Genomic DNA, 26,520 nt, shown 5'->3' with positions numbered 1-26,520 from the left:
CGAGCCTCGCAAAGGAGGCATAAGTATGGCACTGGTACCCATGGTCGTGGAACAAACCAATCGCGGCGAAAGAAGCTACGATATTTATTCCCGACTCTTAAAAGACCGGATTATCTTTTTAACCGGTGAAGTGAACGATCAAATGGCGGATTTAATCGTCGCCCAACTTTTGTTTTTGGAATCGGAAGATCCGGACAAAGACATTCAAATTTATATAAACTCTCCCGGCGGCTCTGTGAGCGCGGGCTTTGCCATCTACGACACGATGCAATACATTAAGCCCGACGTCTCCACCATTTGCGTGGGTCTCGCCGCATCCATGGGCGCGTTTCTGCTCCTGGCCGGCGAAAAGGGCAAGCGCTATGCCCTCCCCAATGCGGACATTATGATCCACCAACCCTTGGGCGGCGCTCAAGGTCAGGCATCGGACATTCAAATTCACGCGGAAAAAATCTTAAAGACCCGCAAGCAATTAAACGCCATCATTGCCGAGCGAACCGGCCAAACCATGAAAAAAGTGGAAAAAGATACGGATCGCGACTTCTTTATGTCGGCTGAAGAGGCGAAAGCTTACGGTATCATCGACGATGTCATCGTCAAACGGAAATAGTTAGGAGCATCATGACAGAAGAGAAAAAAGATCAGCGTTGCTCGTTTTGCGGCAAGTCCAAAGATCAGGTGCAAAAACTGATCAAAGGACCCGACGCCTATATTTGTGACGAATGCATTCATTTGTGCGAAGATATTTTAAGACAGGAAATGGCGCCGAAAGAGGCGGCCAATTCCGATCACCTGCCCACGCCGGCGGAAATTAAAGCGACCTTAGATGACTACGTCATTCGCCAGGAAAGCGCCAAGCGCGCCCTGGCCGTGGCCGTTTACAATCACTACAAGCGCATTCGCACCCAAGAGGCCGGCGCAGGCGACGACAGCGTTGAAATTCAAAAGAGCAATATATTAATGGTGGGCCCCACAGGCAGCGGCAAAACCCTTTTGGCGCAGACCATGGCCCGCATCCTGGATGTGCCTTTCGCCATCGCCGATGCCACCTCCCTTACCGAGGCGGGCTATGTCGGCGAAGATGTGGAAAATATTATTCTGAAGCTGATTCAAGCGGCGGATTACGACATCGAGGCGGCGGAAAGAGGCATTATCTATGTGGACGAAATCGACAAAATCGCCCGCAAATCGGAAAATGTCTCCATTACCCGTGACGTGAGCGGCGAAGGGGTGCAACAAGCCCTTTTAAAACTCATCGAGGGTACGGAAGCCAATGTCCCCCCGCAAGGCGGCAGAAAGCATCCGAACCAGGAATTTATTCAAGTGGATACGTCCAACATCCTCTTTATCTTAGGCGGCGCCTTCGATTCTTTGGATAAAATCATCGAAGCCCGCTTAGGCAAAGGCGGCATCGGCTTCGGTACGGAAATCAAACGGAGCAAGCACGACGAGGTGAACCTTCTGGAAGAACTGGAAGGGGAAGATCTCTTGAAATACGGCTTGATCCCGGAATTTATCGGGCGATTACCCGTCACCGTCACCTTGGAAGAGCTGGATAAAGACGCCTTGGTCCACATCCTGACTCAACCGAAAAACGCCATTGTGAAACAGTACAAAGCCCTCTTCGCCATGGACGGCGTGGAACTGGTATTCGAAGAAGATGCTTTAGACGCCATTGCGGAAAAAGCCATCAAAAAGAAATCCGGCGCCCGCGGCTTGAGAGGCACCATCGAAGAGATCATGATGGACACCATGTTCGAAATTCCTTCCATGAACGACGTAAAACGCGTCATCGTGACCAAGGCCAGCGTCGAAGGCGACGAGGCCCCGATCATGGAAAGAGACGAGCCCTTGAAAAAGATCTCGTCGGATCAATAAGCGAAAGGCTCACCCAGGTGGGCCTTTTTATATAAGGAGAAACTATGGCAATAAAAACGGAAAACGGAATTTTTCCCCTTTTGGCCCTAAGGGATATGGTCATTTTGCCCCACGTCATCACCCATTTTGACGCGGCGAGAAAGCCTTCGGTGGCGGCCATCGAGCGAGCAGACGGCGCAGGCGGCTACCTCTTTGTGGTGACACAGAGAGATCCCGAAGTGGAAGATCCCGAAGTGGAAGACCTTTACGAGACGGGCACCATTTGCAAGATCAATCAGATCCTGCGCCTGCCCGGGGGCATCGTGCGCGTTCTCGTCAAAGGCGTGGCTCGCGGCGTGATTCAGTCGGTGGACACCTCCGGCAAGTGGATGGAAGCCGAGGTGGCCCGCTACGACGACACAGAGGAGGCCATGGAGCCGGAGCTCGAGGCCCTTTTGCGCCTCACGGAAGACGACCTGGACGAATACATCGAAAAAAACAACAAGATCTACCCCGGTCTTTTGGATTCGGTGATTAATTACGACACGCCCCAGGCCTTTGCCGACACGGTGGCGGGCTATGTGAACATGAAGGCGGAAGATGCCCAAAGCATTCTCGACGCCATGGACGTGAAGGAGCGGCTCATGCGCCTGCACACCATTTTAATGCGGGAAAATGAGCTCTTGCGCATTTCCAACGCCATCGACGACAAGGTGAAGCATTCCATTAACGAAAACCAAAAGGAATACTTCCTGAAAGAGCAAATGCGGGTCATCCAAAAGGAACTCACCGGGGAAGAAGAAGAGGAAGTGGCGGAATATCGCCGCCGCTTGGAAGAGAAGGCCCTGCCCGAAGCGGTGCGGGAAAAGGCGGAGAAAGAGCTGAAGAAGCTGGAGCGCATCAACGCCGCATCGCCGGAGTATGCGGGCCAGACCAATTACCTGGATTGGATTTTGGATCTGCCCTGGTGTGAATCGGCGGAAGAAGAGCACAGCTTAAAAGAAGCCCGCAAAATTTTAGACGAGGCCCACTACGGCTTAAAGGACATTAAAGAGCGGATTTTGGAATTTATCGCCCTGAGGAAAAAATCCCCGGACGCCAAATCCCCCATCCTTTGCCTCGTCGGCCCGCCGGGGGTGGGCAAGACCAGCATCGCCGCCTCCGTGGCGGAAGCGCTGAACAAGCCCTATGTCCGCATGAGCTTAGGCGGCATGACCGACGAAAACGAAATTCGCGGCCACCGCAGAACCTATGTCGGCGCCATGCCCGGCCGTGTCATCAGCTTGATGAAAGAGGCGAAGACAAACAATCCCCTCTTCCTTCTCGACGAAATCGACAAAGTGGGCAACGACTACCGCGGCGATCCGGCCTCCGGTCTCTTGGAAGTGTTGGATCCGGCGCAAAACAACACCTTCACCGATCGGTTTTTGGAAATCCCCTTCGATTTGTCGAAAGTCTTTTTCATCACCACGGCCAACACCACCAAGACCATTCCGGCGCCTCTTTTGGACCGCATGGAGATCATTACCATCGGCGGCTACACCCCCGAGGAGAAAAAAGAAATCGCCAAGCGCCATTTGTGGCCCAAGCACTTAAAAGACGTGGGCTACAGCGCCGATGCCATGACCATTTCCGACAACGCCATCGACACCATGATCGAAAACTACACGAAAGAGGCCGGGGTCCGCATGTTGGACAAGGAGCTGGCGAAAATCGTGCGCAAGGTGAATTTGGAATTTTTGGAAACGGGCAAGGAAAAGGCCCACATTACCAATCGCAATCTGAATAAATATTTAGGCGAGAAAAAGGCCCTGGAAAAGGACATCGAAGAGGAAAACCTCATCGGCTACGTCAACGGCTTGGCTTGGACGGCAGTGGGCGGCGTGCTTTTGGGCATCGAAGTGAACATCGTGCCCGGCAAGGGCAAGATTCAACTCACCGGCCAACTGGGCAGTGTCATGAGGGAATCGGCTCAGGCGGCCCTCACCTATATTTGGAGCGTGGAAGAAAAATTGGGCCTTTCCGAAGACTTTAAGGACAAACACGACATTCACATTCACGTTCCCGACGGCGCTACGCCGAAAGACGGTCCCTCCGCAGGTATCGCCATGACCACGGCCCTATACTCCGCCATGGCGAAGATTCCCGTGAATCGCTTCGTGGCCATGACCGGCGAAGTCACTTTAAGAGGCCGCGTGCTTCCCATCGGCGGGCTCAAGGAGAAGCTCCTCGCCGCGCAACGAGCCGGGGTGAAAACCGTCCTCGTGCCCAAGGCCAATCTCAGAGACTTAAAGGACATGGATTCTCCCTCCATTAAAAAGCTCAACGTCATCGGCGTAGAGCACATGGATGAAGTATTGAAAGAGGCGATGGTACGTGAAGATACGTCAGTGTAATTTAGAAAAAGTCGCCGTTAAAAAAGAGCAATACCCGCCGGCGGACTTGCCGGAATTTGCCTTTTGCGGCCGTTCCAATGTGGGCAAGAGCAGCTTCACCAACGCCATGTTGGGAAGAAAAAACCTGGCCCGCACCAGCGGCAAGCCGGGAAAGACCCGCACCATTAATTTTTATCGCATCAACGATGCCCTGCGCCTCGTGGATCTGCCGGGCTACGGCTACGCCGTGGCGTCGAAAAAAGACCAAGACGCCTGGGCCAAGACCATTAATGAATACCTTGAGAGCCGCGACAATTTGGCGGAGCTGATCCTCCTCGTGGACATGCGCCACGAACCAACGGCCAAGGACAAGGAAATGTATGCATGGATCGTGGAAAACGGCTTTGCCGGCCTCGTCGTGGCCACAAAGGCCGACAAGTTGTCGAAGAACCAAAGGCAAAAGGCTTTTTCCATTATAAAAAAAGCCCTTCACATTCCCTACGACGACCTCATCGTCCCCTACAGCGCCGTCACCAAAGAAAATGTGGACGTGCTCTGGGAGATCATCGAGGATATGGCGGCCTATTACAAGAAAAAAGACTGAAAAAAATCCATTGGGCACGATCTCAATGGATTTTCTATGTAAAAAGAGCAATAAAAAAGGCGCGGTACGAACCGCGACCTTTGCATGCGATTATTCAGCCTTTTCGAAGTCGTCTTTGCCTGCGCCGCAGAGGGGGCATTCCCAATCAGCGGGAAGATCAGCAAAAGCGGTGCCGGCTGCGATACCGTTGTCCGGATCACCTTCGGCGGGATCGTAAATGTAACCACATACTTGGCATTCATATTTGTCCATGTGTTGAACTCCTTTCAATTGTTAACTTGTCAACCTAGATTAATTATACCCGCTGGATAGAAAAAGTAACAGAGAAAATGAAAATTTTGAAGCGGAAAAAAGGGGAAGAAACACAGAAGGAAAATTCCCTTTTGTCGTGGTTTTTGCGACGCTTTCTTGGGTAAAAAGAAAGCATAGGGGGGAAAGACATGAGAAAAGTGCGTACCTTTCAAGGGTCCGTGGCCAGCGACATGGCGGCGCTGCGTCGTTTTATCGCCGACGCCATGGAGGTGATCTCGGCTTATATTCCCAATCGGGATTTACAATATGATATACGCCTGATTATCGACGAACTCATGGTCAACGGCGCCGATCACGGGAACGCATGGAATCGGGACAAGCAGGTCTTTTTGCGCGTGGACGTGGAGCCCGGCTTAATGCGCATCGCCGTGCGAGATGAAGGGGAAGGCTTTTATTACTCCGCGGATGATTTTGAATGCACCAGCGAAAGCTGCTGCGGACGCGGGCTTTTTATCGTGGAATCCATTTGTCGCTCCGTGGAATACAAGGGCAATGCCATTCACTGTTTGATGGATTTGGTTTAAAACTTTGGCAAGCACCTTTCGCGAAAGAGGAAAATGCTGTATAATAGATAAGTTGAAGGATTGGGCAACCGATCCTATTTTTATAGCGGCATTTGCCGAGAAAGGAAGTTTATGGAACAGAGAGATATTCGAAATATAGCCATTATTGCCCACGTCGATCACGGAAAGACCACCTTGGTCGATGTGCTGCTCAGGCAATCCGGCGTGTTCCGTGACAATCAAGTGGTAGCGGAGCGGGTCATGGACTCCGGCGACATCGAAAAGGAACGGGGCATTACGATTCTTTCGAAAAACACCGCCATCCAATACGGGGATACGAAGATCAATATTATCGACACGCCGGGCCACGCGGATTTCGGCGGCGAAGTGGAACGGGTGTTGAAGATGGTCTCCGGCGTGGTCCTCCTGGTGGATGCTTTCGAAGGCCCCATGCCTCAAACGAAATTCGTATTGAAAAAATCCTTCGAGCTGGGTCTGGATGTCATCGTCTGCATTAACAAAGTGGACCGCCCCGGCGCACGGCCGGAAGAAGTGGAAAACGAAGTGTTGGATCTGTTTATCGAATTGGGCGCCGACGAAGACGTGTTGGATTCCCCCTTTATCTACGCTTCGGCCAAGGAAGGCTGGGCGTCGGAATCCGCCGATGTCAAAGGCGAAAACATGAAGCCCCTTTTCGAAGCGATTTTAAAACACATCGATCCGCCGGCCATGGATGTGGATAAACCGGCACAACTTTTAATTTCCACCATCGACTACAACGAATACGTGGGCCGCATCGGCATCGGCCGCATCGAAAACGGCGCCATTAAAAAAGGCGACAGCATGGTGCTTTTAAATGCCGCCGACCCCAATAAGCGGGAGTCGGTGAAGATCAACAAGATTTACGAATTCGAAGGCCTGGATCGTGTGGAAAAAGACGGCTCCTCCGCCGGAAACATCGTGGCCGTCACTGGGATCGAAGACATTAATATCGGCGACACCATTGCCGATCCGGACAAAGGCGAAGCCCTGGAATTTGTAAAAATCTCCGAGCCCACCCTGTCCATGACCTTCTCCGTCAACGACTCGCCCTTTGCGGGCAGAGAAGGGGAGTTCGTCACTTCCCGCCAATTGAGAACCCGCCTCTACCGAGAACTGGAAACAGACGTGAGCTTAAAGGTGGAAGATACAGACAGCACCGATGCCTTTAAGGTCAGCGGCCGCGGCGAGCTGCACCTCTCCGTTTTAATCGAAAACCTGCGCCGAGAAGGCTATGAATTCCAAGTTTCCAAGCCGGAAGTCCTCTACAAAACCGTGGACGGCAAGCGCTACGAGCCCATGGAAAAAGTCACCATCGACGTGAATCAGGAATTTATCGGCTCCATTATCGAAAAATTGGGCCGCAGAAAAGGCGAACTTTTGACCATGCAAGAGCCGGACGGCGGCTATTCCCGCCTCGTCTTCCGCATTCCCGCCCGTGGCCTCATCGGCTACCGTCAGGAATTTATTACGGACACCAAGGGCAACGGCATTATGAACTCCCAGTTCGAAGACTACGCCCCTTATAAGGGAGACATTCCCCGCCGCAAAACCGGCTCCATTATCTCCTTCGACACGGGCACCGCATCGGCCTACGGTCTGCACAATGCTCAAGACCGTGGGGATCTCTTCGTGGAACCGGGCGAAGATGTTTACGCCGGCATGGTGGTAGGCTCCTCGCCGAAGGGGCTGGATCTCGAGGTCAGTGTCACCAAAACGAAGAAGCAAACCAATGTGCGTGCCTCCGGCAGCGACGAAGCCCTGCGCCTGTCGCCCATTCGCGATTTGAGCTTGGAAGAAGCCATCGAGTTTATCGAAGAAGACGAGCTCATCGAGATTACGCCGCAATCCTTTAGAATCAGAAAGACGATTTTAGATTCCAACAAGCGTTACAAAGCCAACAAAAACAAGTAACAGGAGGGAAATTATGTCGAAGGAAAAAGCGTACGCCTATTTAGAAAAAAAGGGCCTCACGGATCACTTTATCGAAACGGAAGAATCCACCGCCACCGTTGAAATGGCCGCCGCCGTCTTAGGCGTGACGCCGGGGGAAATCGCCAAGTCCCTTACCTTCCGCAATGCCGAAAAAGAGCCGATTTTAATCGTCATGGCCGGGGACAAGCGGGTGGACAATAAAAAGTTCAAGGCCGCCTTCCAAACCAAGGCGAAAATGCTCTCTGCCGAAGAAGTTGCCGAAGAAATCGGCCACGAAGTCGGTGGCGTGACCCCCTTCGGCGTCAATCCCGGCGTGAAAGTGTATTTAGACGAAAGCTTAAAAGCTTACGACGTGGTTTATCCCGCCTGCGGCTCGGAATACGCCGTGGCAAAATTTGCCGTCGACGAATTGATCCACGCCGTGGACGGGGAAGGCTTCGTCGACGTGTCGAAATAGCTTAGGCTTTCCCGCCTCTTTGCCAAGGCTTGGATATTATCTGCTATACTGGTGAAAAAGGAGGGAGTCCATGGAAATGACAAGCATGGTACAAGATGCCGTGGATCGAAAAAAAGAAAAGAAACGAAGAAAGCGCCGTCGCAGGCGTCTGCGCCGCTTGATTTTTCTCGCCATCCTCTTGGCTGTGTTGGCGAAGTTCGGCTATCTCGACGGCTTCATTCACGATCCCCAAGGCCAGGGACAAGAAATGCTTCGCCGCATGGCGGTGCTTAAAACCACCCTTGTGGAACATTTCCCGGACATTCGCCTGTGGATTGCAGATAAGTTAAATTACATCGCGCAGTTTTTATAAGGCTTCGGCTTCGGCCGGAGCTTTTTCCATGTCCGTTTGCTTTTAAAGAGCGCCTGTGGGAAAATAAAATCAGGAGGCATTATGTTTGGATTTAAGAAAAAACCGAAGACCTTATACGGAAAAATCGTCGAAGATCCCCGGGTGGACATCGGCGACGACGGCAGCTACGAATGGGCCGTCCTCAATAAAGAAATGACACCGACGCCGGTGAATACCGACGCCCTGGACGTGGGCATTATGGAATATTTCGGCCGGGAGCCCTTTGCCATGGAGCACATCGACCGCTTTTTTGAAAAGAACCGGGCACTGGAAGCCGTGGGCCGCTTCGAGCAGTGGCTCTTCGCCCTGGATCAAATGGAGCGTCCTTTTTTGGGCCTCGCCATTTTGCTTATGCGGGACAGCGAAGTCATTGAGGCGAAAAAATTCGGCATCTACCTGACCCGCTACACGGATCTTTCCCACAAGACCCAGGCGCGGGCCATCGTGGAAAATTTAGGCCGCCACGACGCCTTCAGCTACTACGCCTTAGACGCCCTCTTAAAGAGCGAAGGGGGCAGCTACGCCTTTTACGAATTGGGCTCCACCTTAGAGGGCAGGGCCCACGACATTTACGACCACATGGCCAAGGAGCTCTTGGAGAAAGGGAAAAAATGAAATTAGGAAAAGTACAACAGTTAAAACTCGTGGAAAAGGGCAAATACCTTTGGGCCACCGACGGCGAAAAGGAAGTACCCATTCACGGCGAGATGCGGGGCAAAGACGGAGAGATGCGGGACGTGTTTTTGTACCGTGAAAACAACGGGCAAATCGCCGGCATGCTCGAGGCGCCCTTCATCCAAGTGGGAGAAGTAGCCAAGCTGAAAGTGGTGGCCAAGTCGAAAATCGGCTACTTCGTCGGCATTAACGCACCGAAAGATATCTTGCTTCCCTTCTCTGAAGCCACGGAGCGCATCGCAGAAGGAGAAAAATACCTCTTTACCATGTACGTGGACAAGTCCGAGCGCTTGGCCGTTTCCATGGAAATTAAAGACGCATTAAAATCAAACAGCCCCTACAAAAAAGGGGATCGGGTCACGGGCACGGTGTACCACGTAGGCAAAAGCGGCGTCCTCGTCGCCGTGGACGACACCTACGACGGCCGCATTCCCAAGCAAGAGATGAAGGGAATCTACCACGCGGGAGATACGGTGGAAGTGCGGGTGGCCAATGTACTTGACGACGGTAAACTCACTTTGTCGCTGCGAGACTTTGCCCACGTGCAAATGCTTCAGGATTCCGACGTGCTCCTGGGCCTTATGGATGAAATGGGCGGCAGACTCCCCGTCGGCGACAAATCCGATCCCGAGGCGATCAAGCGCCTCACGGGCATGACGAAAAAAGCCTTCAAGCGGGCTGTGGGCAAGCTTTATAAAGAAGGCAAGGCGATCCCCGGGCCCACGGAAACGAGACGGAAGTAATGGAAGTCTTCGACAAGGTGCGCCTCGCAATTACGGACTACGACTATCGGGGACGAGGCATGGGCAAAGCCGACGGTGCCGTGGTTTTTTTAGACGGCGGGGAAATCGGCGACGTGGTGGATGTGACCATCGTAAAAAAGAAGAAGCGCTTTTTCGAAGGAGAGATTACATCCTACGAGAAAAAATCCCCTTACCGCGTGAAAAATCCCTGTCCCTACACGAACTGCAATGGCTGCGCCTTTTTGTCCCTGGACCGAAAAGAGGAGCTGAATTGGAAGCGGCGTCGGGTGGCCGATGCCTTATCCCGTATCGGCGATGTGGCTGTGGCCGTGGATCCCGTCACTACGCGTGGCGAGAGCACGGGCTACCGCAACCACATGCAGTTTCACGTGAAAGACAGAAAGCTCACCCTCTACGGCAAAGGCGGCGAAGTTATTTCCATAAAGCGTTGCCTAATGCAGACGGATAGAGCCAACGAAATTTTAGCCGCCATGCAGGGGGAAAAGTGGCTGGATGATGTGGCCCTCGTGGGCATTCGCACCACCCGCCGGGGCGAGAGCATGGTGATTTTGTCCGGACCCAAGGACATGAAGGACAACCTCCTTCACGGCGCCGTGGCCTTTGCCCTGGAAGCCGGGGTGGACAGCTTGTACTACACGAAAAACACCAATCCCCGCTTCCACTACGGCAGAAAGATGGAGCACCTTTACGGGAAGAAAGAAATCACCGAAACCTTGGCCGGCTACGACTACGGCATCTTCGGCTCCAATTTCTTTCAGGTGAACCCCATGGGCGCCGAAGCCATTATCGACAACGTGGTGAGCAATGTTGAGCCGGGCAAGAATGTGGTGGAGCTATACGCCGGCATCGGCACCATCACTCTGCCTTTGAGCGAACAGGCTGCGGCCGTGGTGGCCAACGAATACGCCGAAGCCTCCGTGGATTACGCGCGGAAGACGGCGGAGAAAAACGGCGTCAACAATGTGCGCTACATCGCCGGTGCGGCGGAAAAAATCATGCCCCGCATCGCCGAAGAGGAGCAGGTGGACGTCCTCGTCGTGGATCCACCGCGGGCCGGGCTCGATCCCATGGTCGTCGAAGGTGCCATTAAAGCGAATCCTGAAACCATGATCTATGTCAGCTGCAATCCATCCACCCTGGCGCGAGATCTGGCCCTGTTAAAGGAACAATTCTATATTGAAGCCCTCACCCCCATCGACATGTTTCCCCATACAGCGGCAGTAGAGTGTGTGGCGGTGTTAAGGAGAAAATAAAGGGTCACTCGAATGTGTGAACTATTTTGTGACAGTTAAAAAGCGAAACGAAGCCATAGTAGGGAGACGAATAATGAAAAAAATGTTTTACACTACTAATAATACGAATATAGCAAGAAATCTAAGAGAGTGGGCTTTATGCATAGTAGCAGCGTTCTTGTTGGCCCTATTCATAAGAACCTTTATTTTTCAGGCTGCTCGTGTTGACGGAAGTTCTATGTATCCTACCTTTGAAGATCGAGACTTATTAATTGTCAAAAAATACGAAAATATCATCAACCCTAATAAATACACGAGGGGAGACATTATTATTTTCTCTCCTCCGACTAAAGATAATAAAAAATTATACATTAAAAGAGTAATAGGCTTACCGGGTGATAAGATAAGCATAGAAGAAGGCAAGATATATATTAACGACACACCTCTAAATGAAGCATACATCGAAGATGGTATGTACACCGAGGCAATTCATTTGGCCGGGCCGCATACTATTTCGGATGATGAACTGTTTGTCGTTGGCGATAATAGGGAGCCCGGAGGAAGCATTGATAGTAGAACTTTTGGCGACGTTCCTTTTAAGAATGTCGTAGGTAAAGTGAGTTATAGAGTTTTCCCCTTAAGAAAAACAAGACATTTTAATTGAATACTATTTAAAAGAACAATTCCATATAGAGTCCCTTATCCCCGTCGACATGTTTCCCCATAGGTTGCCGATGGAGACTGTAGTATTGATGTCAAGAAAATAGAATAACAAGCTATAAAAGTGCTGAAATCAATGCCTTTTAGGATTTTCAAAAGAACTCTTAAAAGCCATTTTTCTATTAGAAAAACACCTTGTGGGAACATATTAATAGTAAAAATCGTAGGGGTGTGTAGACAGAATAGATATTTATAGGGAGAGTGGACAGAATAGACCTATAAAATATAAAAAAAATAGCTAGCCAAAAATGATATGTACCATCTTTACTGGACAAACCAGTAAGGAGGGTATTTTTATTTTGGAAAGTTCTGTAGCTTTAGGTTTGCCAATACCAGAAAAATTAAAAGATATATTAAAACAATTCAAGGAGGAAAAATAAATGAGTAATAGTCCATTAGTACAAGCAACAATTCTTTCGCCTAACCATAGTGGTAGAAGAAATCAAAAGATTACTAAAATAGCAATCCACCACGCAGCTGGAGTTATAAACTGTAGAAATCTTGCATGCGTATTTGTGCCAAGAGCAAGGCGAGCATCAGCTAACTACAATTTAGGATCCGATGGAGTAATTGTTTTAGGTGTTGATGAGGCCAATAGAGCCTGGACAACCTCATCTTCCTGGTATGACAATAGAGCAGTCACAATTGAAGTAGAGAACTCTACGAGAGGACCTCAGTGGTTGTTTCTGATTGCGTTTTAAATAGACTAATTGATTTAGTGACAGACATCTGTAGAAGAAATGGAATCTATCCTTGCACCTATACTGGAGGTAAGGATGGTGTTCTTCAAAAACATGAATGGTATTCCAATACAAATTGTCCAGGGACATATCTTGGCAGTAAGTTTCCTTATATAGCAAATGAGGTCAATAAAAGACTAAGAGGCAATAAGACTGTTAGTAAACCAACAAATGGACTATATAGAGTCAGAAAATCTTGGTCTGATGTAAAAAGCCAGAAAGGTGCATTTAGAAATCTAGCTAATGCAAAAAGATGTGCAGATAGATTCAGATTAAAAGTATTCGATGCTAATGGCAAGATGGTTTATCCAGTTGGAAAAACAATCGACTAATTAGCTAGAGAAGTTATAAGTGGAAAATGGGGAAATGGGGAAATGGGGAAGAAAGAAAAAGGAGATTAACTCAAGCTGGATATGATCATTATACTGTTCAGAAAAGAGTGAACCAACTATTTTAATATTTAAGTAAGAAGCCTGTGCCGATTTTGGTGCAGGCTATTTTTTTATGACTTATCTCGTGAGACCTCATTACCGATTCAGTGTTAACAACTAATAGTGAGAAGCCATCAGAATCCATAGTATCGGGAAAGTTTCTGTAATGGGAATGTAGCAAAAGCAGAAACAATATCTATTGTAATATATGAAAAGGATGCACTACGACTTGATGGCATACAATAAATGATGTATTCATTCCTCATAAAACAAAATATAGTTTCTTTAAAGTTGATAAAAATAGAATAAGTTTACTAATGGTTTCTTGATAGTTGATTTAATAAAATGCTAAGATATACACAAATAAAGGAGGGCTTAAAATGGATATCATTAGAGAATATTTACCGATACTTATACCTATTATTATTTTAGAAATTGGACTTATGATTTATTCCTTAACACATGTTTTAAAACACGATAGATATAAATTTGGAAGCAGAACTATGTGGATTTTAATAGTTGTTTTTATTCAAATTATTGGACCTATCTTATACTTAACAATAGGTAGGGAGGACGAATAATGGAAGCGCTAAAAATTGACAATCTTCATAAATCCTTTGGGAAAAATACGATTATTAATGGGTTATCCATGTCCATTCCTGAAAATACAATATTTGGTTTTTTAGGAAAAAACGGTGCTGGAAAAACAACGACAATGAAAATGATTTTAGGATTTTTGAAAATTGATGAAGGTTCCATTGAAGTGTTTGGAGAAAAAGTTGGCTTTGGTCAGTCAAAAACCAATCGATTTATCGGGTATCTTCCAGATGTCCCTGAATTTTATGGCTATATGACTGCAAAAGAATATCTCAATTTATGTGGGTCTATAACTGGTCTTAGCAAAAATGAAATCAAAAACAAGAGCGAGGAACTTTTAGAATTGGTGGGATTAAGAGATGTCAATAAAAGAATTAGTGGCTATTCTAGAGGTATGAAACAGCGCTTGGGTATTGCCCAAGCCTTGTTAAATAGTCCTAAACTACTAATATGTGATGAACCCACTTCTGCCCTCGATCCACTTGGAAGAAAAGAGATCTTAGACATCATATTAAAGATAAAAGACTCTACAACTGTTATTTTTTCCACACATATTTTATCGGATGTTGAAGCGATTTGTGATCATGTAGTGGTGCTTGATAAAGGGAAAAATGTACTGGAAGGTTCAATAGATGAACTTAAGAATATAAAGAGGAAAAACACAATTAAAATCAGATTTAGGTCGAATGAAGAACTAAAGGGATTTAAGTCACTAGATAAATTTTCAAATCTGGTAATTAATGAAAAAGGAGATACTCTGTACTTAACAGATGAAGACAATCAACTAAAAGACCTCGATATTTTATATGAGCTATATAAGTTAAACATATTTCCTCTAGAAATAAAAATAGAAGAACCTACATTAGAAAATATTTTTCTGGAGGTGACGAAAGCATGAGGATATTTTTATCTCTATTAAAGAAAGAAGCTATTGAAGGTGCAAGGACTAAAAAAATGACTTCTACCTTTATCCTGTTCTTGTTCATCGGGTTAATAAGTCCTTTGACAGCAAAATTAACTCCTATGATACTTCAATCCATAGCTACAGGAAATATAGATATTAACGTAGCACCACCATCAGAAATTGACTCTTGGACACAATTCTTTAAAAATATTAGTCAAATAGGAATGTTTGGATTAGCCATTATACTAAGTACACAAATGGCCAATGAATTCCAAAAAGGAACCTTGATTAATTTGCTATCTAAGGGACTCCCAAGGTATCAAGTTGTGCTATCGAAGATTTTTTACAATTTCATTTTGTGGTTTTTGGCTTACTTTTGCTCATTTATACTAACTTATCTCTACACAAAGTACTTTTTCGGGATTTCATTTCCTATTAGAAATATACTTATGGCAGCCTTGCTTCCTTTTATATTTGGCTTATTTTTAATATCCTTAGAGACATTAGCTGGAGTGATTTCAGGAAATGTTATAGGTACATTAATATTAACGACTGCTGGGATTGTGATTCAACTTATATTATCTATTCGAGATGAAATTGTTAAGTACATGCCTATCGCATTAATAGGTAAGCCTGTGAACCTTATAAAAGGAATTGGATATGATGACTACTATGTACCGATTATTACGGGCAGTATTTTGCTTATACTGTGTATCGTAATTTCGATTGCTATAATAAACAAAAAGCAAATCAGTTAGGAGGTAAAATATCATGCTAAAAATTGGAGAAAATATTCTTCAGAAGCGAAAAGAAAGAGGCATAACTCAGGAAGAATTAGCAGAATTCATGATGGTAACAAAGGCATCCGTATCAAAATGGGAGACAGGTCAAAGCCATCCAGATATTTTACTTCTACCAAAACTTGCCACTTTTTTTAATATAAGTGTGGATGAATTAATAGGATATGACCCAGATTTATCTTCAGTTCAAATTCAAAAATTTTATATAGATTTAGAAAATCGTGTCACTGACGCAGGTATGGATAGTATCCTAGAAGATATAAAAATTAAAATTAAACAATACTATTCTTGCTTTGAACTCCTATACTATATGGCTTTGTTTATTTTGAACCACTGTGGTTTAGCAACTGACACTACCAAGAAAGAGGAATATCTCGAATACGCAAATCATATACTAAAGAGAGTGCGTGAGGATTCGAAAGATCCTATACTTAAAGAACAATCATTGAGCTTGAGGGCAGCTTGCCTGATTAGTTTAGGAAAATCAGAAGAAGCGTTAAATATTTTACCATCTTCTGACATGCTATCTATATCGAAAGATTGTTTGGTGGCTTCAGCTTATTTAAAAACGAAGAAGGATAATGAAGTAGATCAAAAACTACAAGTAATGATTTATAAGAACATAATTGATTTAATCACCCTTCTTATGATGAAGAGTAGTTTGAATAATGACGATTGGGTTGAAACATTGGAGAGAGTGGAGGATTTAATAGAAACTTTTAATCTCATGGAACTAAATATTTCTATCGTTTTAAACTTCTATTTATCCTTGGCAACGCACTATATTGAAGATAATAACCCAAAAATCGCTAGTCAATATGTAGAAAAATTACTCAACCTACTAATAGAGAGCAAGGAAAAATCGTTTAAGATAAGAGGCGATGAGTATTTTAATCAAATAGATGAATGGCTTGATGAAAATTTATTATTACCTACAAATCCAAATAGAAGTGACGATATGATTGTTCGCTTTTATATAGAAGCAATAGCGAATAATGAAAACTTTAAAGGAATTATTTCTGAAGGGAAGGTAAAGTTCTTAGTTGATAAGGTTAGAGAAATATACTCTCTATAATTAAATAACTGCTATTAGACAAAAAGGTTGTAATTTTCCAAAATTATGACCTTTTATTTTTATGCCTACCTTTCTAACGCCATATTTCTCTTTACATATGTTAGAGATTATAAACTTTACTCAAAAACACTCCCTTTGTCTTAAGAAATATAGAGGAAAGAAAATTAGGGTTAAAAATAACCTTAATTTCTTTGCCTGTGATATAGGAGGTGGAGTATGAGAGTAGAAAAGTTTGAAGGTAGAAAAGAAATTTTAAAAACTGAATATACTGAAATGGATTTAAAGGCAGAGCTTAATTTCTATCTATCGGATAAATTTATCCAAGACCTATTTCTTTTAGATGAAATTAGCCTTGAAGAATATAGGAAAATCAGGAGAGAAAACATTAAAAAATTCAGACCTATTCTTTCAGAATTAATGCTATAAGACTTGATATATACTCATTTGTACGGGAATATAGCACTAAGAGAGAGAGGTGAGACGATGAAAAAGATAACAAAAATAGAAGCAAATCAAAAAGAAGAATCTACATTAAGAGTTGCTGCCTATGCAAGAGTATCGACAGATGAGGAAGCTCAGCTTGTGAGTCTTAAAACGCAAAAAGCACACTACGAAAAGATGATAACAGAAAATAAATCATATACATTTGCAGGTTTATACTTTGATGAAGGCATCACTGGAACAAAAAAAGAATGTAGGGATGGACTTCTAAAAATATTAAAAGACTGTGAAGACAGAAAAATAGACTTTATCCTAACTAAATCCATCTCAAGACTTGCAAGAAACACAACAGACTGTTTGGAAATCGTAAGAAGACTCCTTGATTTAAACATTGGTATCTATTTTGAAAAAGAAAACATTGATACAAGAACCATGGAAAGTGAGTTGATGTTATCCATACTTTCATCCCTTGCAGAAAGTGAATCCAGGTCTATATCAGAAAATAACAAATGGTCCATAAAGAAAAGATTTCAAAATGGAACTTTTATTATATCAAGCCTACCCTATGGCTATGAGAATATAGACGGAAAGATGGTAGTGAATGAAGAAGAAGGAAAAATCATAAAAGAAATATTTGAACAGTATCTCTCAGGTAAGGGAACTCACAAAATAGCAGATGACTTAAATAAAAGAAAGATTAAAGGACAAAAAGGAGCAAAATGGCATGGGTCGACTATAAATGGAATCTTAAAAAATGAAAAATATATAGGCGATGTCATCTACCAAAAGACTTATACAGATGAAAATTATAATAGACATAAAAATAAGGGAGAGGAAGACCAGTATAAGATTATAGATAACCATGAAGCCATTGTAAGTAGAGAGGACTTTGAGAAAGTTCAAGACCTAATAAAGATAAGGGCTATAGCAAAAGGAAATGGAGAAAACACCAAAAGATATCAAAATAGATATAGCCTATCAGGGAAAATAAAGTGTGGCGAGTGTGGTTCAACCTTTAAAAGAAGGCATCACTATAATGGAAAAGAAAAATATATAGCTTGGACTTGTAGTGAACACCTAAAAGATATTAATAAGTGTTCTATGAAGTTTATTAAAGACAAGGACATAAAACTAGCATTTGTGACTTTAGTAAACAAGCTAGTCTTTGGAAAAGATAGAATTCTAATGCCACTCTTAGAAACACTAAAGAGAGTGGACAGCAAGGGGGAAGTTACGAAGATAAATAAAATAGAAGAAGGCTTAGAAAAATTAAAGGAAAGAAAAGAGGTTCTAAGCAAACTAATAACTTCGGGAGTTTTAGATGCAAGTATTTACGCAAAAGAAAGCAGTGAGATTTCAAGTGAAGAAAGTTATCTACTCATGGAAAAGGAGAGAAGCAAAAAAGCCATCCTTGGGAATGATGAAGAAATAAGAGAGCTTGAAAAGTTAATAGGAATCTTAGGAAAAAGTGAAATGATAGATCACTTTGAAGATGACTTGTTTGAAGAAATCATTGACCACATTCAAGTTGTCGATAGAGAGACTCTTGATTTTCATTTAAAGTGTGGACTTGTATTAAGAGAGGAAGTGAAAGAAGATGTCTAGGTTATGTTATGGCTATACAATAAGAGACGGAAGATTAGAAGTTCAGGAAAAAGAAGCTGAGAATATAAGAAAAATCTTTAAAAACTATCTTGATGGAAATGCCCTTATAAAGTCGGCAGAACTTGCAGGTATCAAGAAAAACAGCTCAAGTGTAAAAAGAATCTTAACCAACGAAAAATATTTAGGAAATGACATCTATCCCAAGATAATAGATAGAGAAAGTTTTGATAAGGCAGGTCAAATGTTAAAGGAAAGGGCAGTAGCCATGGGACGAGTTTGGGAAAAGGAAGAAGAGATTATTAAAGTTCCCTGCAAGTTTAGATATAAGAAGGAAGAGACTTTGCCCATAGATCCCTTTGAACGAGCAAGCTACCAGTACAATTTAATCGAGGTGATAGATGATGAATAGCAAGGTTATAGTCATACCAGCGAAGAAGAAAAAAGGAAATTCCATTAAGGAATCAGAAAAGAAGAAACTGAGAGTGGCAGCTTATGCGAGGGTATCAACGGATAGTGATGAACAAGCAACTTCTTATGACACTCAAGTAGACCATTACACAAACTATATTAAGAAAAATCCAGAATGGGAATTTGCGGGAGTTTTTTCTGATGAAGGAATCAGTGGAACATATACCAAGAAAAGAGCTGGCTTTAATAAAATGATTGAAGAAGCCATGGAAGGAAATATCGACTACATCATTACAAAGTCAATATCGAGGTTTGCCAGAAACACACTAGACTGCTTAAAGTATATTCGAAAACTAAAAGAGAATAACATCCCAGTTTTCTTTGAAAAAGAAAACATTAATACGATGGATGCCAAGGGAGAAGTCCTCCTTACCATTATGGCATCTCTTGCTCAACAGGAAAGTCAGTCTTTATCACAAAATGTGAAGTTGGGATTTCAATATAGATTTCAACAAGGCCAAGTCCAGGTAAACCATAATAGGTTTTTAGGCTATACAAAAGACGAAGAAGGAAAACTTGTCGTAGTTCCTGAAGAGGCAAAAATAGTAAAAAGGATCTACAGAGAATACTTGGAAGGGGCAAGTCTACGAGACATAAAGGCAGGACTTGAAAAAGATAAGATAGTAAATGGAGCAGGAAATAAGAAGTGGCATGTATCAAACCTCAATCAAATATTAACCAATGAGAAATATATGGGAGACGCCCTCTTACAAAAAACATATACGGTAGATTTTCTAAATAAGAAAAGGGTAAAGAATGATGGAATTGCACCTCAATATTATGTAGAAAATAGTCACGAAGCCATCATACCAAAAGAAATCTTCATGCGAGTCGGGGAAGAAATGTACAGACGAGCTAATATGGTGAGTGGCAAAGGAAAAACAAGAACTTATTCCAGCAAATACACACTTTCAAGTATTGTCTACTGCTCAAAATGCGGAGATATTTATAGGAGAATTGCTTGGAACAACAGAGGGAAGAAATATACTGTTTGGAGATGCTGTACAAGAGTAACCCATGGACCAGACGCATGTGAAGCAAGAACCATAAGAGAAGAAGACCTACAAGAAGCAGTCGTAGAAGCCATCAATCATCTTATATCTGAAAGCAGTGAATTAAAAGAAATAATAAGAGAAAATATAGAAAAAGCCATCACAGGTAATGGAAGTAGCAGAATCAAAGAAATAGACCAAGAAATGCTGGCGGTTCAAGAAGAACTTTTAAAAGTAGCTAATGCCAAGAAAGACTATACAGACCTTGCAGACAGGGTGGAGGAATTAAGAAATGAAAAAGATAAGATACTACTAGATATGGCAGAAGAGAAGAATGAACAAAGCAGACTAATGGAATTAAAAGAGTTTCTAGACAACCAAGAATTAGAAATAGAAAGCTATGATGAAGATTTAGTAAGAAAACTTATAGAGAAGATAGTGGTTTATGAAGAAAAACTGAAAGTAATATTTAAATCTGGACTTGAAGTTGAAATATAAAATTGACAAGAATTAAAAGTAAATATACAATATAACTAACATTACCCGATACGCCTCTTAACAATGCGAACCATTGTTAGTGTATAGTATTGTTGTTAAGAAAATAGTATAAGTGTTAATTAAAGTGATAGAATAGTTAGTTTTTAGGATATAACTAATCATCAGTAAAATTTTTATGGATATAGATAGGGAAAAATAAGGATATTCAAAATATAAGTAAATTACAATTTGATTTTTGAGAAATGATAAGGAGATTTGTTAACATAGGAAGTTTTGATAGAGGTGCTTAGTGAATTTACTAAAGATAATACTTATAATAGTGGGGGTCGTTTTTACTACATTTGGATATTTGATCTATTTTAAAGAAAAATATAATTTGATTAACGGTTTTGAGGCAGATTATAAATCTGGAAGAAAGACAGAATCCTATGCTAAAAAGGTAGGATTGGTAGAACTTATCATTGGCATTATCCTTATTTTAATTGGGATTTGGGTAATTATCATTAAATAGTACTTCCTCTTTGTCTAGCTATTAATTTTTGAGGTAGTCGAAATAGATAACTAATTATATATAATTAGTTTGAAAAACTTATATGAGAAATAGAAGATTTGAAAATAGATATAAATGTGTATTATAATACTTAATAGTCCCCGACACGTCTCTTAGTACAATGCGAGCCAAGTCGGGTCTTTTCGTTATAAGAAGAAATAATGTGAAGAAATTTCATTAAGCTCCCGCAAATGTGAGCAAGCAAGTAAAAATTTTATTGTTTTATAGAATAGAATAAAAGATGAATTCATAAATTAAAATAGATTTAATGGTTTACCTAAGTTGCTTAAAAGCATGGGGTGGTATGGATGGAGAATAGATGATTTTTATTTAGATATAAAGAGAAAGAATATGCAGTGAAGTCATAGTCTTTTAGAGTTTTATGTTAAATTCTAAAAGACTATTTTTGTGCTCAGAATGATTAATGGAAATAAACATATTAAAATTTATATTGCTAATTCATTTTATTAGGTCTTAGATTAATTGAAATATAAAGAGGATGATTTTAATTGTCTTACATTTAGCGATGTGGTATAATTTCATCAAAATGATAGAAATATACCACAAAGGAGTGAGCTATGAATAAATACAAATTAATCTATGGATCTTTAGGGCTTTTATCAGCATTAGGAATTTTAGGAATCTATACAGAGAATAAGCTATTTCTGTGCTTCTTTGCATTTTTAATACATTTTAAATATCTATTTATTGATATTGACGAGATGTTGGAAGACTACACAAATAAATCTGCTGCATTTTCATTTTTTGCTGGAAATTTAGTTTTTGTAATAATAAGCCTATATAAATTTTTCGTCCTAAATTATGGATTATATGAATCTTCTATATTTGCTTTAATACTAGCTTGGACTATATCAATTTTTGTATATACGATATTAATCATAATTTATGAGTTTAGAGAAAAGCTAGGTATGAGAAATGATTGAAAATAGAATAAAAGAATATAGGGCAAAGTATAATTTTACACAAGCTGATTTGGCGAAATTAGTGGGTGTTAGAAGAGAAACTATAGGAAATTTAGAGAATGGCCGTTATAACCCATCTTTGGAATTGGCTTGGAATATTGCCAAGATATTTAATGTGAGTATTGAAGATATTTTTAACGTTATAGATGAATAGGGGATATTTATGAGGATTTTTATTAAACTAGCATCATATCTTAAATGGGTAGGATTATTTGGTTTCTTCGGATTTGTTTTTGATAGTCAGTTATGGAAAATTTTATGGGGATTTTGGATATTTGGTTTTTTTGAGTTATTATTTACTTTGCCAATTTTCATTCAATCTTTAGGACAACTTTTTGCAATGTTCGCTATTCCGTTAAAAAACAATCCAGTCCCCTGTGTTTCAAATTATAAAAGCGATATTAAGTACTCTTTACCCTTCAAAGGTAAATGGACAGTAGTTAATGGAGGTGTGGATAAGGAATTATCACACTCTTGGAGTATTAATGCTCAAAGATATGCTTATGATTTTATAAAGTTAGACGATAAACTAAAGAGTTATAATGGAGATAGAAAAAAACTAGAAAATTATTATTGTTATGAAAGCGATATAATAGCTCCAGCAGACGGGATAGTAGTTGAAGTATCTAATAAATGCAAAGATAGTAAGATTATGTGGAATAATTCTACAGATCCTTTAATAAGAGATATCAGAGGAAATTACATTGTAATCAAACATATGGAAAATGAGTATTCTCTAATTTGCCATATAAAACCAAATAGCTTTTTAGTTAAAAAAGGCGATACGGTAAAAAGATATCAAGAATTAGCTGAGTGTGGAAATTCAGGCAATACAACGGAGCCTCATATACATTTTCATGTACAAAATAGAAAAGGCTTTGTACTATCAGCTGGACTTCCGATTGAATTTAAAGACATAAAAGTTGATAAAATAGAAGATTATAATAGGTATGATTCAAGACCGATTAAGTCAGATTTTGACTACTCTATGTATAAAGGCAAATATATTCATAGAGGGCAAAGTGTAAGAAATTATATTGTATAAAATTATTATAGGTAAGTATTTATCACAAGAATAAATTTAAGGGAAGGTAATAAAATGAGTAGAAGTATTAATTTAGAGTCTTTATATCAAATTATAAGCAATCCTGTTATCTATAATGACGAAAATATAATGAAAAACTTTATAGCAACTCTCGATGACGAAATACAAAATATTTCAAATGTTCAGATAAAGTATAGAGAACTGGAAACTTTTAAATCTTTATATGAAAAAATAAGCAGTAAATTGAATTCTGAACAGAAAGAAGCTTTTTATTATGGTTATAAAAACAGTAAAGCTATTAATCAGGAATTTGATTTATTAAGATTTACCAAAGATACAACTTTAAATATTGAATTAAAGTCTGAATATCCAAATGGTGGTAAGGAGAAATTGGAAGATACTTTAAGAAGACAAAATCATATTTTATTAAATTGCACAGAAAATGTAATTAATTATACATATGTTTTAAGTGATGAAAAATTGTATAGGTTAGTTCCAACTGATGGTTGTTCAAATAAAGATTATAAGTTGGTAGAAGTAGGATTTTCCAGCTTGATTCTAGATATAACAAGTGACTACATTAAATGTAATAAGCTTGAAATGATAAAACCAGAAGATTTAATAATATCTCCTTATAGTGAGCCTGAAAAATTCGTAAAGAACTCTTACTACTTAAATCAGGAACAAAGAGAAGTAGTCGATAAAATATTAAATTCTAGATCGGTATATCATAGTGTGTCGGGCAGGGCAGGCACTGGAAAATCACTTGTACTATTTGATTTAGCCGCAGAATTTATAAAACAAGGTAAAAAAGTAATTTTAGTTTTTTGTGGTAAATTAGAGAACTTCAGAGAATTAAGTAGAATTCATAACTTTGATATTTTTGATATTAAGTCGATAAGTTCTGATTTTTCACAGCTTAGAAAGTATGATGTTGTTTTATTTGATGAATTTCAAAGAGTAAGAGAAGAGCAGTATAATATTTTAATAGATTTAGACGTAGAACTAGTTGTTTATAGTATCGACAAAATACAAACACTACATCCTTCTGAGAAAACATTAAATATAGAAGATAAACTTAATCAAGGTATAAAAATTACTAATTATTTTCTAGGTGATAAGATTAGACAAAATAATGAGATGTCGTGGTTTATTAGAAAATTATTACAACCTACGGATAGAGAGAGTCAACCAGCTGATTATAAAAAAGTAACTGTTAAATACTTTAATAATAGAGAAGGGGCATCTGATTATATAGAGTATAGGTATCGTCATGACCAATTTATACCTATTGAATTAACGGAATATAGTACAAAAACTACAGGAAGAAAGCAAAGGAAAAATTTTGTAATTAATTCAAAAAACATCCATGATGTTATAGGAAAAGAATATAACAATGTCATTGTGATATTTGATGAGTATATCTTTTACGATAAAGAAACGGCTAAATTGACGTCTAATTATAAAGAAAGTGATGATTATAGAAATTATCCATACGATGAATTCAGCTGTTACTTTGAAGCGTTAACAAGAGTTAGAGATAAACTAGAAGTGGTTATTATTAATAACCCCAATCTGTATAAAGTGGTATTAGAGATACTGAATTGGTGGAAAAATTCAAATAATGTTATTAATGAAGCACTAAGAAAAGAAAATGAGCAATTAAAAGAAGAGGTTAGAAAGTTGAGATCAGAGCAATCTTGAAAAAAGTAAAGGGCGAAAATTTTAACAGTAATAATTAGATAGTTGATTTTAAGAGTAGAGATTTTGTTTTTCGACTAGATTTCTTATCCTATTCCCACATACGAGGCTTCCTTAAAATATTAAATTTTATCCATACTGACCACTCAAGCCAGGTGGAGTGCGTGGCAGTATTCCAGGTGGAGTGCGTGGCAGTATTAAGGAAAAAATAAAGAAGCGATCGAGTAAGAAAAGCAAAAGACTTACTCGATTTTTTATTAGAATGCTCTAATAAAAAGACTGAAGGGTGGTTAGAAGTCAATGGGGGGTATATACGATATACAAAGAGAGAGTTCGTAGAATGATATCTTGTTCCCGTAGAGAGGAGGACGAATTATGGATTTTGCACCTGTAGGGGCTTTGCTCATTGTTGAATTGATCATCGCTTTTATCGTCGTCGTCGCCGCCATCAGCTTGGCATGTTACGTTATTATCCGCGTTTGCCATAAGGCGAGGAGAGACGCCCTGAAGAAATATACCGCTTTAGAGGATGAAAACAAAAAATAAATTCTGTCGGCGGGATTAAGGGCGTGACCCGGAGAAGGGCAGAGGGATAAAAAAGGTGATTTCCATGAAGATTAAATGCAAGAAAGCCCGCCTTATGAAAATACGTTGGATCTCGATTTTATGTGTTCTTTCGATCTGCCTCTTTGCGGTGGCTTGTCAGAAAGCGGGAGAGGCTGAAAGTCCGTCGCGAAATCAGTATAAACGAATTGAAAAAGCGACGGACACCGACTATCCGCAGCTTTCTTTCAATGAAATGGCAAACAGCTCCGATTTGGTGGTGGCGGCAGACTTTCTGGGTTTTACGAAACCCTTTAAAGTGTCGCCTTATGGCGGCGGGGACATAGCCGTTTACAGAGACGCCGTCTTTAAAGTAAAGAAGGTCTATAAGGGAGAAATGAAAGAGGGAAGAACGGTGACCGTGCGAATCCCCGGCGGTGATGTCGTCGACGATGAAAAGCAAACCATCTACGCGGAGCCGACGGAAGCGGACTTCATGTATAACGACGAGAATGAGAAAGTCCTGTTTCTCGCTCGCCCGAGGGTGGATCGGTACAAGACGCGGGAGGATTACTATCTATTTGTGACCGGCCCCAATGGCATGTACGATCTGCGGGACAACACCCTTTTCGGGCTTTTCCACGAGGACGTCACCATCGATGCAAAGGCCCTCGATTCCATCGATCCCACCGTGGATCCGGCGGCAGAGGAGAAGGCGGAAATGGATAAACGGCTTCGGGAAGAATCCATGACGCGGGAAGAATACGACGCCTACTTTGAACAAATGGATCACTACGGGGTAAAGGAACCCTAAGTTTCCATGGTGCAAGAAGAGGATGAGGGGCGCGAATTCCACCTACGGCAGTTACAAGACACAAAAAACGCCTCCGAAGAGGCGTCATAGGGATAAAGAAGGGCGAATCATCCGATTCACCCTTCTTTTTTATGGTTCTATGTCAACCATTGGGGAGTCTAGTGAAAACTAGGCTCCTTTTTGTTTTCCTAAAAGCCATCCATCACCGATCTTTTGAACAAACAAAGAGTAATTTGGTTCGAAAATGATGAAAGTTTTGCATCCCAAAAGCCACACGCTTCACGGTCTTGATCTTGTTGTGCGTTCCTTCCACATAGCCGTTACTCCACGGGTAATCAAAGCTGTTGGTGATCTCCTCGAACCAGTTGTTGTAGGCGCGCAAGCAGTAACGCCATTCCTTTTGCCCGCCTTTCTTTGCCTCTTCCATCCACTTTGAAAGGGCGGTGGCGGCGGTTTCTTTGTCGTTCTG

General features: G+C 41.6%; 30 protein-coding genes and 1 pseudogene. 29 read left to right on the top strand and 2 right to left on the bottom strand.

Annotated features, from left to right (window positions below; all coding sequences use genetic code 11):
• The first annotated feature begins 25 nt into the window (after nucleotides 1-25).
• From clpP to yihA, 4 genes are read left to right on the top strand one after another with little or no spacing between them, the layout of a single operon-like run.
• A complete protein-coding gene (gene clpP / locus KO087_RS00985) occupies nucleotides 26-610 on the top strand; it encodes an ATP-dependent Clp endopeptidase proteolytic subunit ClpP (protein ID WP_215506816.1) in 585 nt (194 codons plus the stop codon).
• A gap of 11 nt (nucleotides 611-621) precedes the next feature.
• Complete coding sequence (clpX, locus tag KO087_RS00980) at nucleotides 622-1,878, top strand: ATP-dependent Clp protease ATP-binding subunit ClpX (protein ID WP_215506815.1); 1,257 nt, start codon at nucleotides 622-624, stop codon at nucleotides 1,876-1,878.
• 44 nt (nucleotides 1,879-1,922) lie between these two features.
• Nucleotides 1,923-4,253, top strand: a complete 2,331-nt coding sequence (gene lon / locus KO087_RS00975; protein WP_215506813.1) for an endopeptidase La — start codon at nucleotides 1,923-1,925, stop codon at nucleotides 4,251-4,253.
• Nucleotides 4,234-4,836, top strand: coding sequence for a ribosome biogenesis GTP-binding protein YihA/YsxC (gene yihA / locus KO087_RS00970; RefSeq protein WP_215506811.1), 603 nt, complete (start codon nucleotides 4,234-4,236; stop codon nucleotides 4,834-4,836). The genes lon and yihA overlap by 20 nt, the downstream gene beginning before the upstream one ends.
• Nucleotides 4,837-4,926: 90 nt before the next feature.
• Here the strand turns inward: yihA and rd are convergent, their stop codons facing one another.
• Nucleotides 4,927-5,088, bottom strand: a complete 162-nt coding sequence (gene rd, locus KO087_RS00965; RefSeq protein WP_215506809.1) for a rubredoxin — start codon at nucleotides 5,086-5,088, stop codon at nucleotides 4,927-4,929.
• Nucleotides 5,089-5,276: 188 nt separating this feature from the next.
• On the opposite strand from rd, the gene KO087_RS00960 reads away from it, so the two are divergent.
• From KO087_RS00960 to KO087_RS00840, 25 genes and pseudogenes are all read left to right on the top strand, one after another.
• Nucleotides 5,277-5,672, top strand: coding sequence for an ATP-binding protein (locus KO087_RS00960; protein ID WP_215506807.1), 396 nt, complete (start codon nucleotides 5,277-5,279; stop codon nucleotides 5,670-5,672).
• A 111-nt stretch (nucleotides 5,673-5,783) separates the two neighbouring features.
• Complete coding sequence (gene typA, locus KO087_RS00955) at nucleotides 5,784-7,604, top strand: translational GTPase TypA (RefSeq protein ID WP_215506805.1); 1,821 nt, start codon at nucleotides 5,784-5,786, stop codon at nucleotides 7,602-7,604.
• Nucleotides 7,605-7,617: 13 nt separating this feature from the next.
• A complete protein-coding gene (locus KO087_RS00950) occupies nucleotides 7,618-8,082 on the top strand; it encodes a YbaK/EbsC family protein (protein ID WP_215506803.1) in 465 nt (154 codons plus the stop codon).
• Nucleotides 8,083-8,152: 70 nt separating this feature from the next.
• Entirely contained in the window at nucleotides 8,153-8,434 is a 282-nt protein-coding gene (locus tag KO087_RS00945) for a hypothetical protein (protein ID WP_215506801.1), read from the top strand.
• Nucleotides 8,435-8,515: 81 nt separating this feature from the next.
• Complete coding sequence (locus tag KO087_RS00940) at nucleotides 8,516-9,088, top strand: hypothetical protein (protein WP_215506799.1); 573 nt, start codon at nucleotides 8,516-8,518, stop codon at nucleotides 9,086-9,088.
• Nucleotides 9,085-9,891 (top strand): CvfB family protein, encoded by an 807-nt coding sequence (locus KO087_RS00935; protein ID WP_215506796.1) that lies wholly within the window; start codon nucleotides 9,085-9,087, stop codon nucleotides 9,889-9,891. Before KO087_RS00940 ends, KO087_RS00935 begins: the two co-directional genes overlap by 4 nt.
• On the top strand, nucleotides 9,891-11,165 hold the full coding sequence (locus tag KO087_RS00930; RefSeq protein WP_215506794.1) for a class I SAM-dependent RNA methyltransferase: 1,275 nt from the start codon (nucleotides 9,891-9,893) through the stop codon (nucleotides 11,163-11,165). Before KO087_RS00935 ends, KO087_RS00930 begins: the two co-directional genes overlap by 1 nt.
• A 73-nt stretch (nucleotides 11,166-11,238) precedes the next feature.
• The gene (gene lepB / locus KO087_RS00925; protein ID WP_215506792.1) at nucleotides 11,239-11,808 is read left to right on the top strand and encodes a signal peptidase I; all 570 of its coding nucleotides are present in this window, start codon (nucleotides 11,239-11,241) and stop codon (nucleotides 11,806-11,808) included.
• Between the two features lie 304 nt (nucleotides 11,809-12,112).
• Nucleotides 12,113-12,244: a phage holin family protein gene (locus KO087_RS00920; protein WP_215506790.1), complete on the top strand. Its 132-nt coding sequence runs from the start codon at nucleotides 12,113-12,115 to the stop codon at nucleotides 12,242-12,244.
• A pseudogene (locus tag KO087_RS09685) lies at nucleotides 12,245-13,061 on the top strand (N-acetylmuramoyl-L-alanine amidase). It begins immediately after the preceding gene.
• 354 nt (nucleotides 13,062-13,415) lie between these two features.
• Complete coding sequence (locus KO087_RS00910; RefSeq protein ID WP_215506788.1) at nucleotides 13,416-13,616, top strand: PLD nuclease N-terminal domain-containing protein; 201 nt, start codon at nucleotides 13,416-13,418, stop codon at nucleotides 13,614-13,616.
• A complete protein-coding gene (locus KO087_RS00905) occupies nucleotides 13,616-14,530 on the top strand; it encodes an ABC transporter ATP-binding protein (protein ID WP_215506786.1) in 915 nt (304 codons plus the stop codon). The genes KO087_RS00910 and KO087_RS00905 overlap by 1 nt, the downstream gene beginning before the upstream one ends.
• Nucleotides 14,527-15,294 carry an ABC transporter permease gene (locus tag KO087_RS00900; RefSeq protein WP_215506784.1) on the top strand — a complete coding sequence of 256 codons (768 nt, stop codon included), beginning with the start codon at nucleotides 14,527-14,529 and terminating at the stop codon, nucleotides 15,292-15,294. Before KO087_RS00905 ends, KO087_RS00900 begins: the two co-directional genes overlap by 4 nt.
• Nucleotides 15,295-15,307: 13 nt before the next feature.
• Nucleotides 15,308-16,411 (top strand): helix-turn-helix domain-containing protein, encoded by a 1,104-nt coding sequence (locus KO087_RS00895; protein WP_215506782.1) that lies wholly within the window; start codon nucleotides 15,308-15,310, stop codon nucleotides 16,409-16,411.
• Nucleotides 16,412-16,627: 216 nt separating this feature from the next.
• A complete protein-coding gene (locus KO087_RS00890; RefSeq protein WP_215506780.1) occupies nucleotides 16,628-16,837 on the top strand; it encodes an SHOCT domain-containing protein in 210 nt (69 codons plus the stop codon).
• A gap of 57 nt (nucleotides 16,838-16,894) precedes the next feature.
• Nucleotides 16,895-18,457: a recombinase family protein gene (locus tag KO087_RS00885; RefSeq protein ID WP_215506778.1), complete on the top strand. Its 1,563-nt coding sequence runs from the start codon at nucleotides 16,895-16,897 to the stop codon at nucleotides 18,455-18,457.
• Entirely contained in the window at nucleotides 18,450-18,866 is a 417-nt protein-coding gene (locus KO087_RS00880) for a recombinase family protein (protein WP_215506776.1), read from the top strand. The genes KO087_RS00885 and KO087_RS00880 overlap by 8 nt, the downstream gene beginning before the upstream one ends.
• Nucleotides 18,859-20,415: a recombinase family protein gene (locus KO087_RS00875; protein ID WP_215507033.1), complete on the top strand. Its 1,557-nt coding sequence runs from the start codon at nucleotides 18,859-18,861 to the stop codon at nucleotides 20,413-20,415. The genes KO087_RS00880 and KO087_RS00875 overlap by 8 nt, the downstream gene beginning before the upstream one ends.
• Nucleotides 20,416-20,704: 289 nt before the next feature.
• Nucleotides 20,705-20,926, top strand: a complete 222-nt coding sequence (locus tag KO087_RS00870; protein ID WP_215506774.1) for a DUF3784 domain-containing protein — start codon at nucleotides 20,705-20,707, stop codon at nucleotides 20,924-20,926.
• Nucleotides 20,927-21,543: 617 nt separating this feature from the next.
• The gene (locus KO087_RS00865) at nucleotides 21,544-21,909 is read left to right on the top strand and encodes a DUF3796 domain-containing protein (protein WP_215506771.1); all 366 of its coding nucleotides are present in this window, start codon (nucleotides 21,544-21,546) and stop codon (nucleotides 21,907-21,909) included.
• Nucleotides 21,902-22,102 (top strand): helix-turn-helix transcriptional regulator, encoded by a 201-nt coding sequence (locus tag KO087_RS00860; RefSeq protein ID WP_054253891.1) that lies wholly within the window; start codon nucleotides 21,902-21,904, stop codon nucleotides 22,100-22,102. The genes KO087_RS00865 and KO087_RS00860 overlap by 8 nt, the downstream gene beginning before the upstream one ends.
• A gap of 9 nt (nucleotides 22,103-22,111) precedes the next feature.
• Nucleotides 22,112-22,993 (top strand): M23 family metallopeptidase, encoded by an 882-nt coding sequence (locus KO087_RS00855; RefSeq protein WP_215506769.1) that lies wholly within the window; start codon nucleotides 22,112-22,114, stop codon nucleotides 22,991-22,993.
• A 54-nt stretch (nucleotides 22,994-23,047) separates the two neighbouring features.
• Complete coding sequence (locus KO087_RS00850) at nucleotides 23,048-24,697, top strand: DNA/RNA helicase domain-containing protein (RefSeq protein ID WP_215506767.1); 1,650 nt, start codon at nucleotides 23,048-23,050, stop codon at nucleotides 24,695-24,697.
• Nucleotides 24,698-25,069: 372 nt separating this feature from the next.
• On the top strand, nucleotides 25,070-25,240 hold the full coding sequence (locus KO087_RS00845; protein WP_215506764.1) for a hypothetical protein: 171 nt from the start codon (nucleotides 25,070-25,072) through the stop codon (nucleotides 25,238-25,240).
• A gap of 94 nt (nucleotides 25,241-25,334) precedes the next feature.
• Nucleotides 25,335-26,051, top strand: coding sequence for a hypothetical protein (locus KO087_RS00840; protein ID WP_215506762.1), 717 nt, complete (start codon nucleotides 25,335-25,337; stop codon nucleotides 26,049-26,051).
• Between the two features lie 202 nt (nucleotides 26,052-26,253).
• Here the strand turns inward: KO087_RS00840 and KO087_RS00835 are convergent.
• The coding region (locus KO087_RS00835) for a transposase (RefSeq protein WP_215506759.1) at nucleotides 26,254-26,520 on the bottom strand (267 nt) is incomplete at its 5' end.

It is taken from the genome of Peptoniphilus rachelemmaiella, from assembly GCF_943169845.1.
Taxonomy (GTDB): Bacteria; Bacillota; Clostridia; order Tissierellales; family Peptoniphilaceae; genus Aedoeadaptatus; species Aedoeadaptatus rachelemmaiella.
The sequence above is the reverse complement of the archived record's forward strand: the minus strand, read 5'-3'. Positions and strand labels throughout refer to the sequence as shown.

Bases quoted from the DNA above. Each gene is read 5' to 3' on its own strand.
- KO087_RS00850 (WP_215506767.1), top strand. From the start codon at position 23,048: ATGAGTAGAAGTATTAATTTAGAGTCTTTATATCAAATTATAAGCAAT.
- KO087_RS00905 (WP_215506786.1), top strand. From the start codon at position 13,616: ATGGAAGCGCTAAAAATTGACAATCTTCATAAATCCTTTGGGAAAAAT.
- KO087_RS00900 (WP_215506784.1), top strand. From the start codon at position 14,527: ATGAGGATATTTTTATCTCTATTAAAGAAAGAAGCTATTGAAGGTGCA.
- KO087_RS00960 (WP_215506807.1), top strand. From the start codon at position 5,277: ATGAGAAAAGTGCGTACCTTTCAAGGGTCCGTGGCCAGCGACATGGCG.
- clpP (WP_215506816.1), top strand. From the start codon at position 26: ATGGCACTGGTACCCATGGTCGTGGAACAAACCAATCGCGGCGAAAGA.
- KO087_RS00945 (WP_215506801.1), top strand. From the start codon at position 8,153: ATGGAAATGACAAGCATGGTACAAGATGCCGTGGATCGAAAAAAAGAA.
- typA (WP_215506805.1), top strand. From the start codon at position 5,784: ATGGAACAGAGAGATATTCGAAATATAGCCATTATTGCCCACGTCGAT.
- KO087_RS00885 (WP_215506778.1), top strand. From the start codon at position 16,895: ATGAAAAAGATAACAAAAATAGAAGCAAATCAAAAAGAAGAATCTACA.
- KO087_RS00890 (WP_215506780.1), top strand. From the start codon at position 16,628: ATGAGAGTAGAAAAGTTTGAAGGTAGAAAAGAAATTTTAAAAACTGAA.
- KO087_RS00875 (WP_215507033.1), top strand. From the start codon at position 18,859: ATGAATAGCAAGGTTATAGTCATACCAGCGAAGAAGAAAAAAGGAAAT.
- KO087_RS00845 (WP_215506764.1), top strand. From the start codon at position 25,070: ATGGATTTTGCACCTGTAGGGGCTTTGCTCATTGTTGAATTGATCATC.
- KO087_RS00860 (WP_054253891.1), top strand. From the start codon at position 21,902: ATGATTGAAAATAGAATAAAAGAATATAGGGCAAAGTATAATTTTACA.
- clpX (WP_215506815.1), top strand. From the start codon at position 622: ATGACAGAAGAGAAAAAAGATCAGCGTTGCTCGTTTTGCGGCAAGTCC.
- KO087_RS00865 (WP_215506771.1), top strand. From the start codon at position 21,544: ATGAATAAATACAAATTAATCTATGGATCTTTAGGGCTTTTATCAGCA.
- lon (WP_215506813.1), top strand. From the start codon at position 1,923: ATGGCAATAAAAACGGAAAACGGAATTTTTCCCCTTTTGGCCCTAAGG.
- KO087_RS00895 (WP_215506782.1), top strand. From the start codon at position 15,308: ATGCTAAAAATTGGAGAAAATATTCTTCAGAAGCGAAAAGAAAGAGGC.
- KO087_RS00855 (WP_215506769.1), top strand. From the start codon at position 22,112: ATGAGGATTTTTATTAAACTAGCATCATATCTTAAATGGGTAGGATTA.
- rd (WP_215506809.1), bottom strand. From the start codon at position 5,088: ATGGACAAATATGAATGCCAAGTATGTGGTTACATTTACGATCCCGCC.
- KO087_RS00950 (WP_215506803.1), top strand. From the start codon at position 7,618: ATGTCGAAGGAAAAAGCGTACGCCTATTTAGAAAAAAAGGGCCTCACG.
- lepB (WP_215506792.1), top strand. From the start codon at position 11,239: ATGAAAAAAATGTTTTACACTACTAATAATACGAATATAGCAAGAAAT.
- KO087_RS00880 (WP_215506776.1), top strand. From the start codon at position 18,450: ATGTCTAGGTTATGTTATGGCTATACAATAAGAGACGGAAGATTAGAA.
- KO087_RS00940 (WP_215506799.1), top strand. From the start codon at position 8,516: ATGTTTGGATTTAAGAAAAAACCGAAGACCTTATACGGAAAAATCGTC.
- KO087_RS00840 (WP_215506762.1), top strand. From the start codon at position 25,335: ATGAAAATACGTTGGATCTCGATTTTATGTGTTCTTTCGATCTGCCTC.
- KO087_RS00920 (WP_215506790.1), top strand. From the start codon at position 12,113: ATGATATGTACCATCTTTACTGGACAAACCAGTAAGGAGGGTATTTTT.
- KO087_RS00910 (WP_215506788.1), top strand. From the start codon at position 13,416: ATGGATATCATTAGAGAATATTTACCGATACTTATACCTATTATTATT.
- KO087_RS00930 (WP_215506794.1), top strand. From the start codon at position 9,891: ATGGAAGTCTTCGACAAGGTGCGCCTCGCAATTACGGACTACGACTAT.
- KO087_RS00935 (WP_215506796.1), top strand. From the start codon at position 9,085: ATGAAATTAGGAAAAGTACAACAGTTAAAACTCGTGGAAAAGGGCAAA.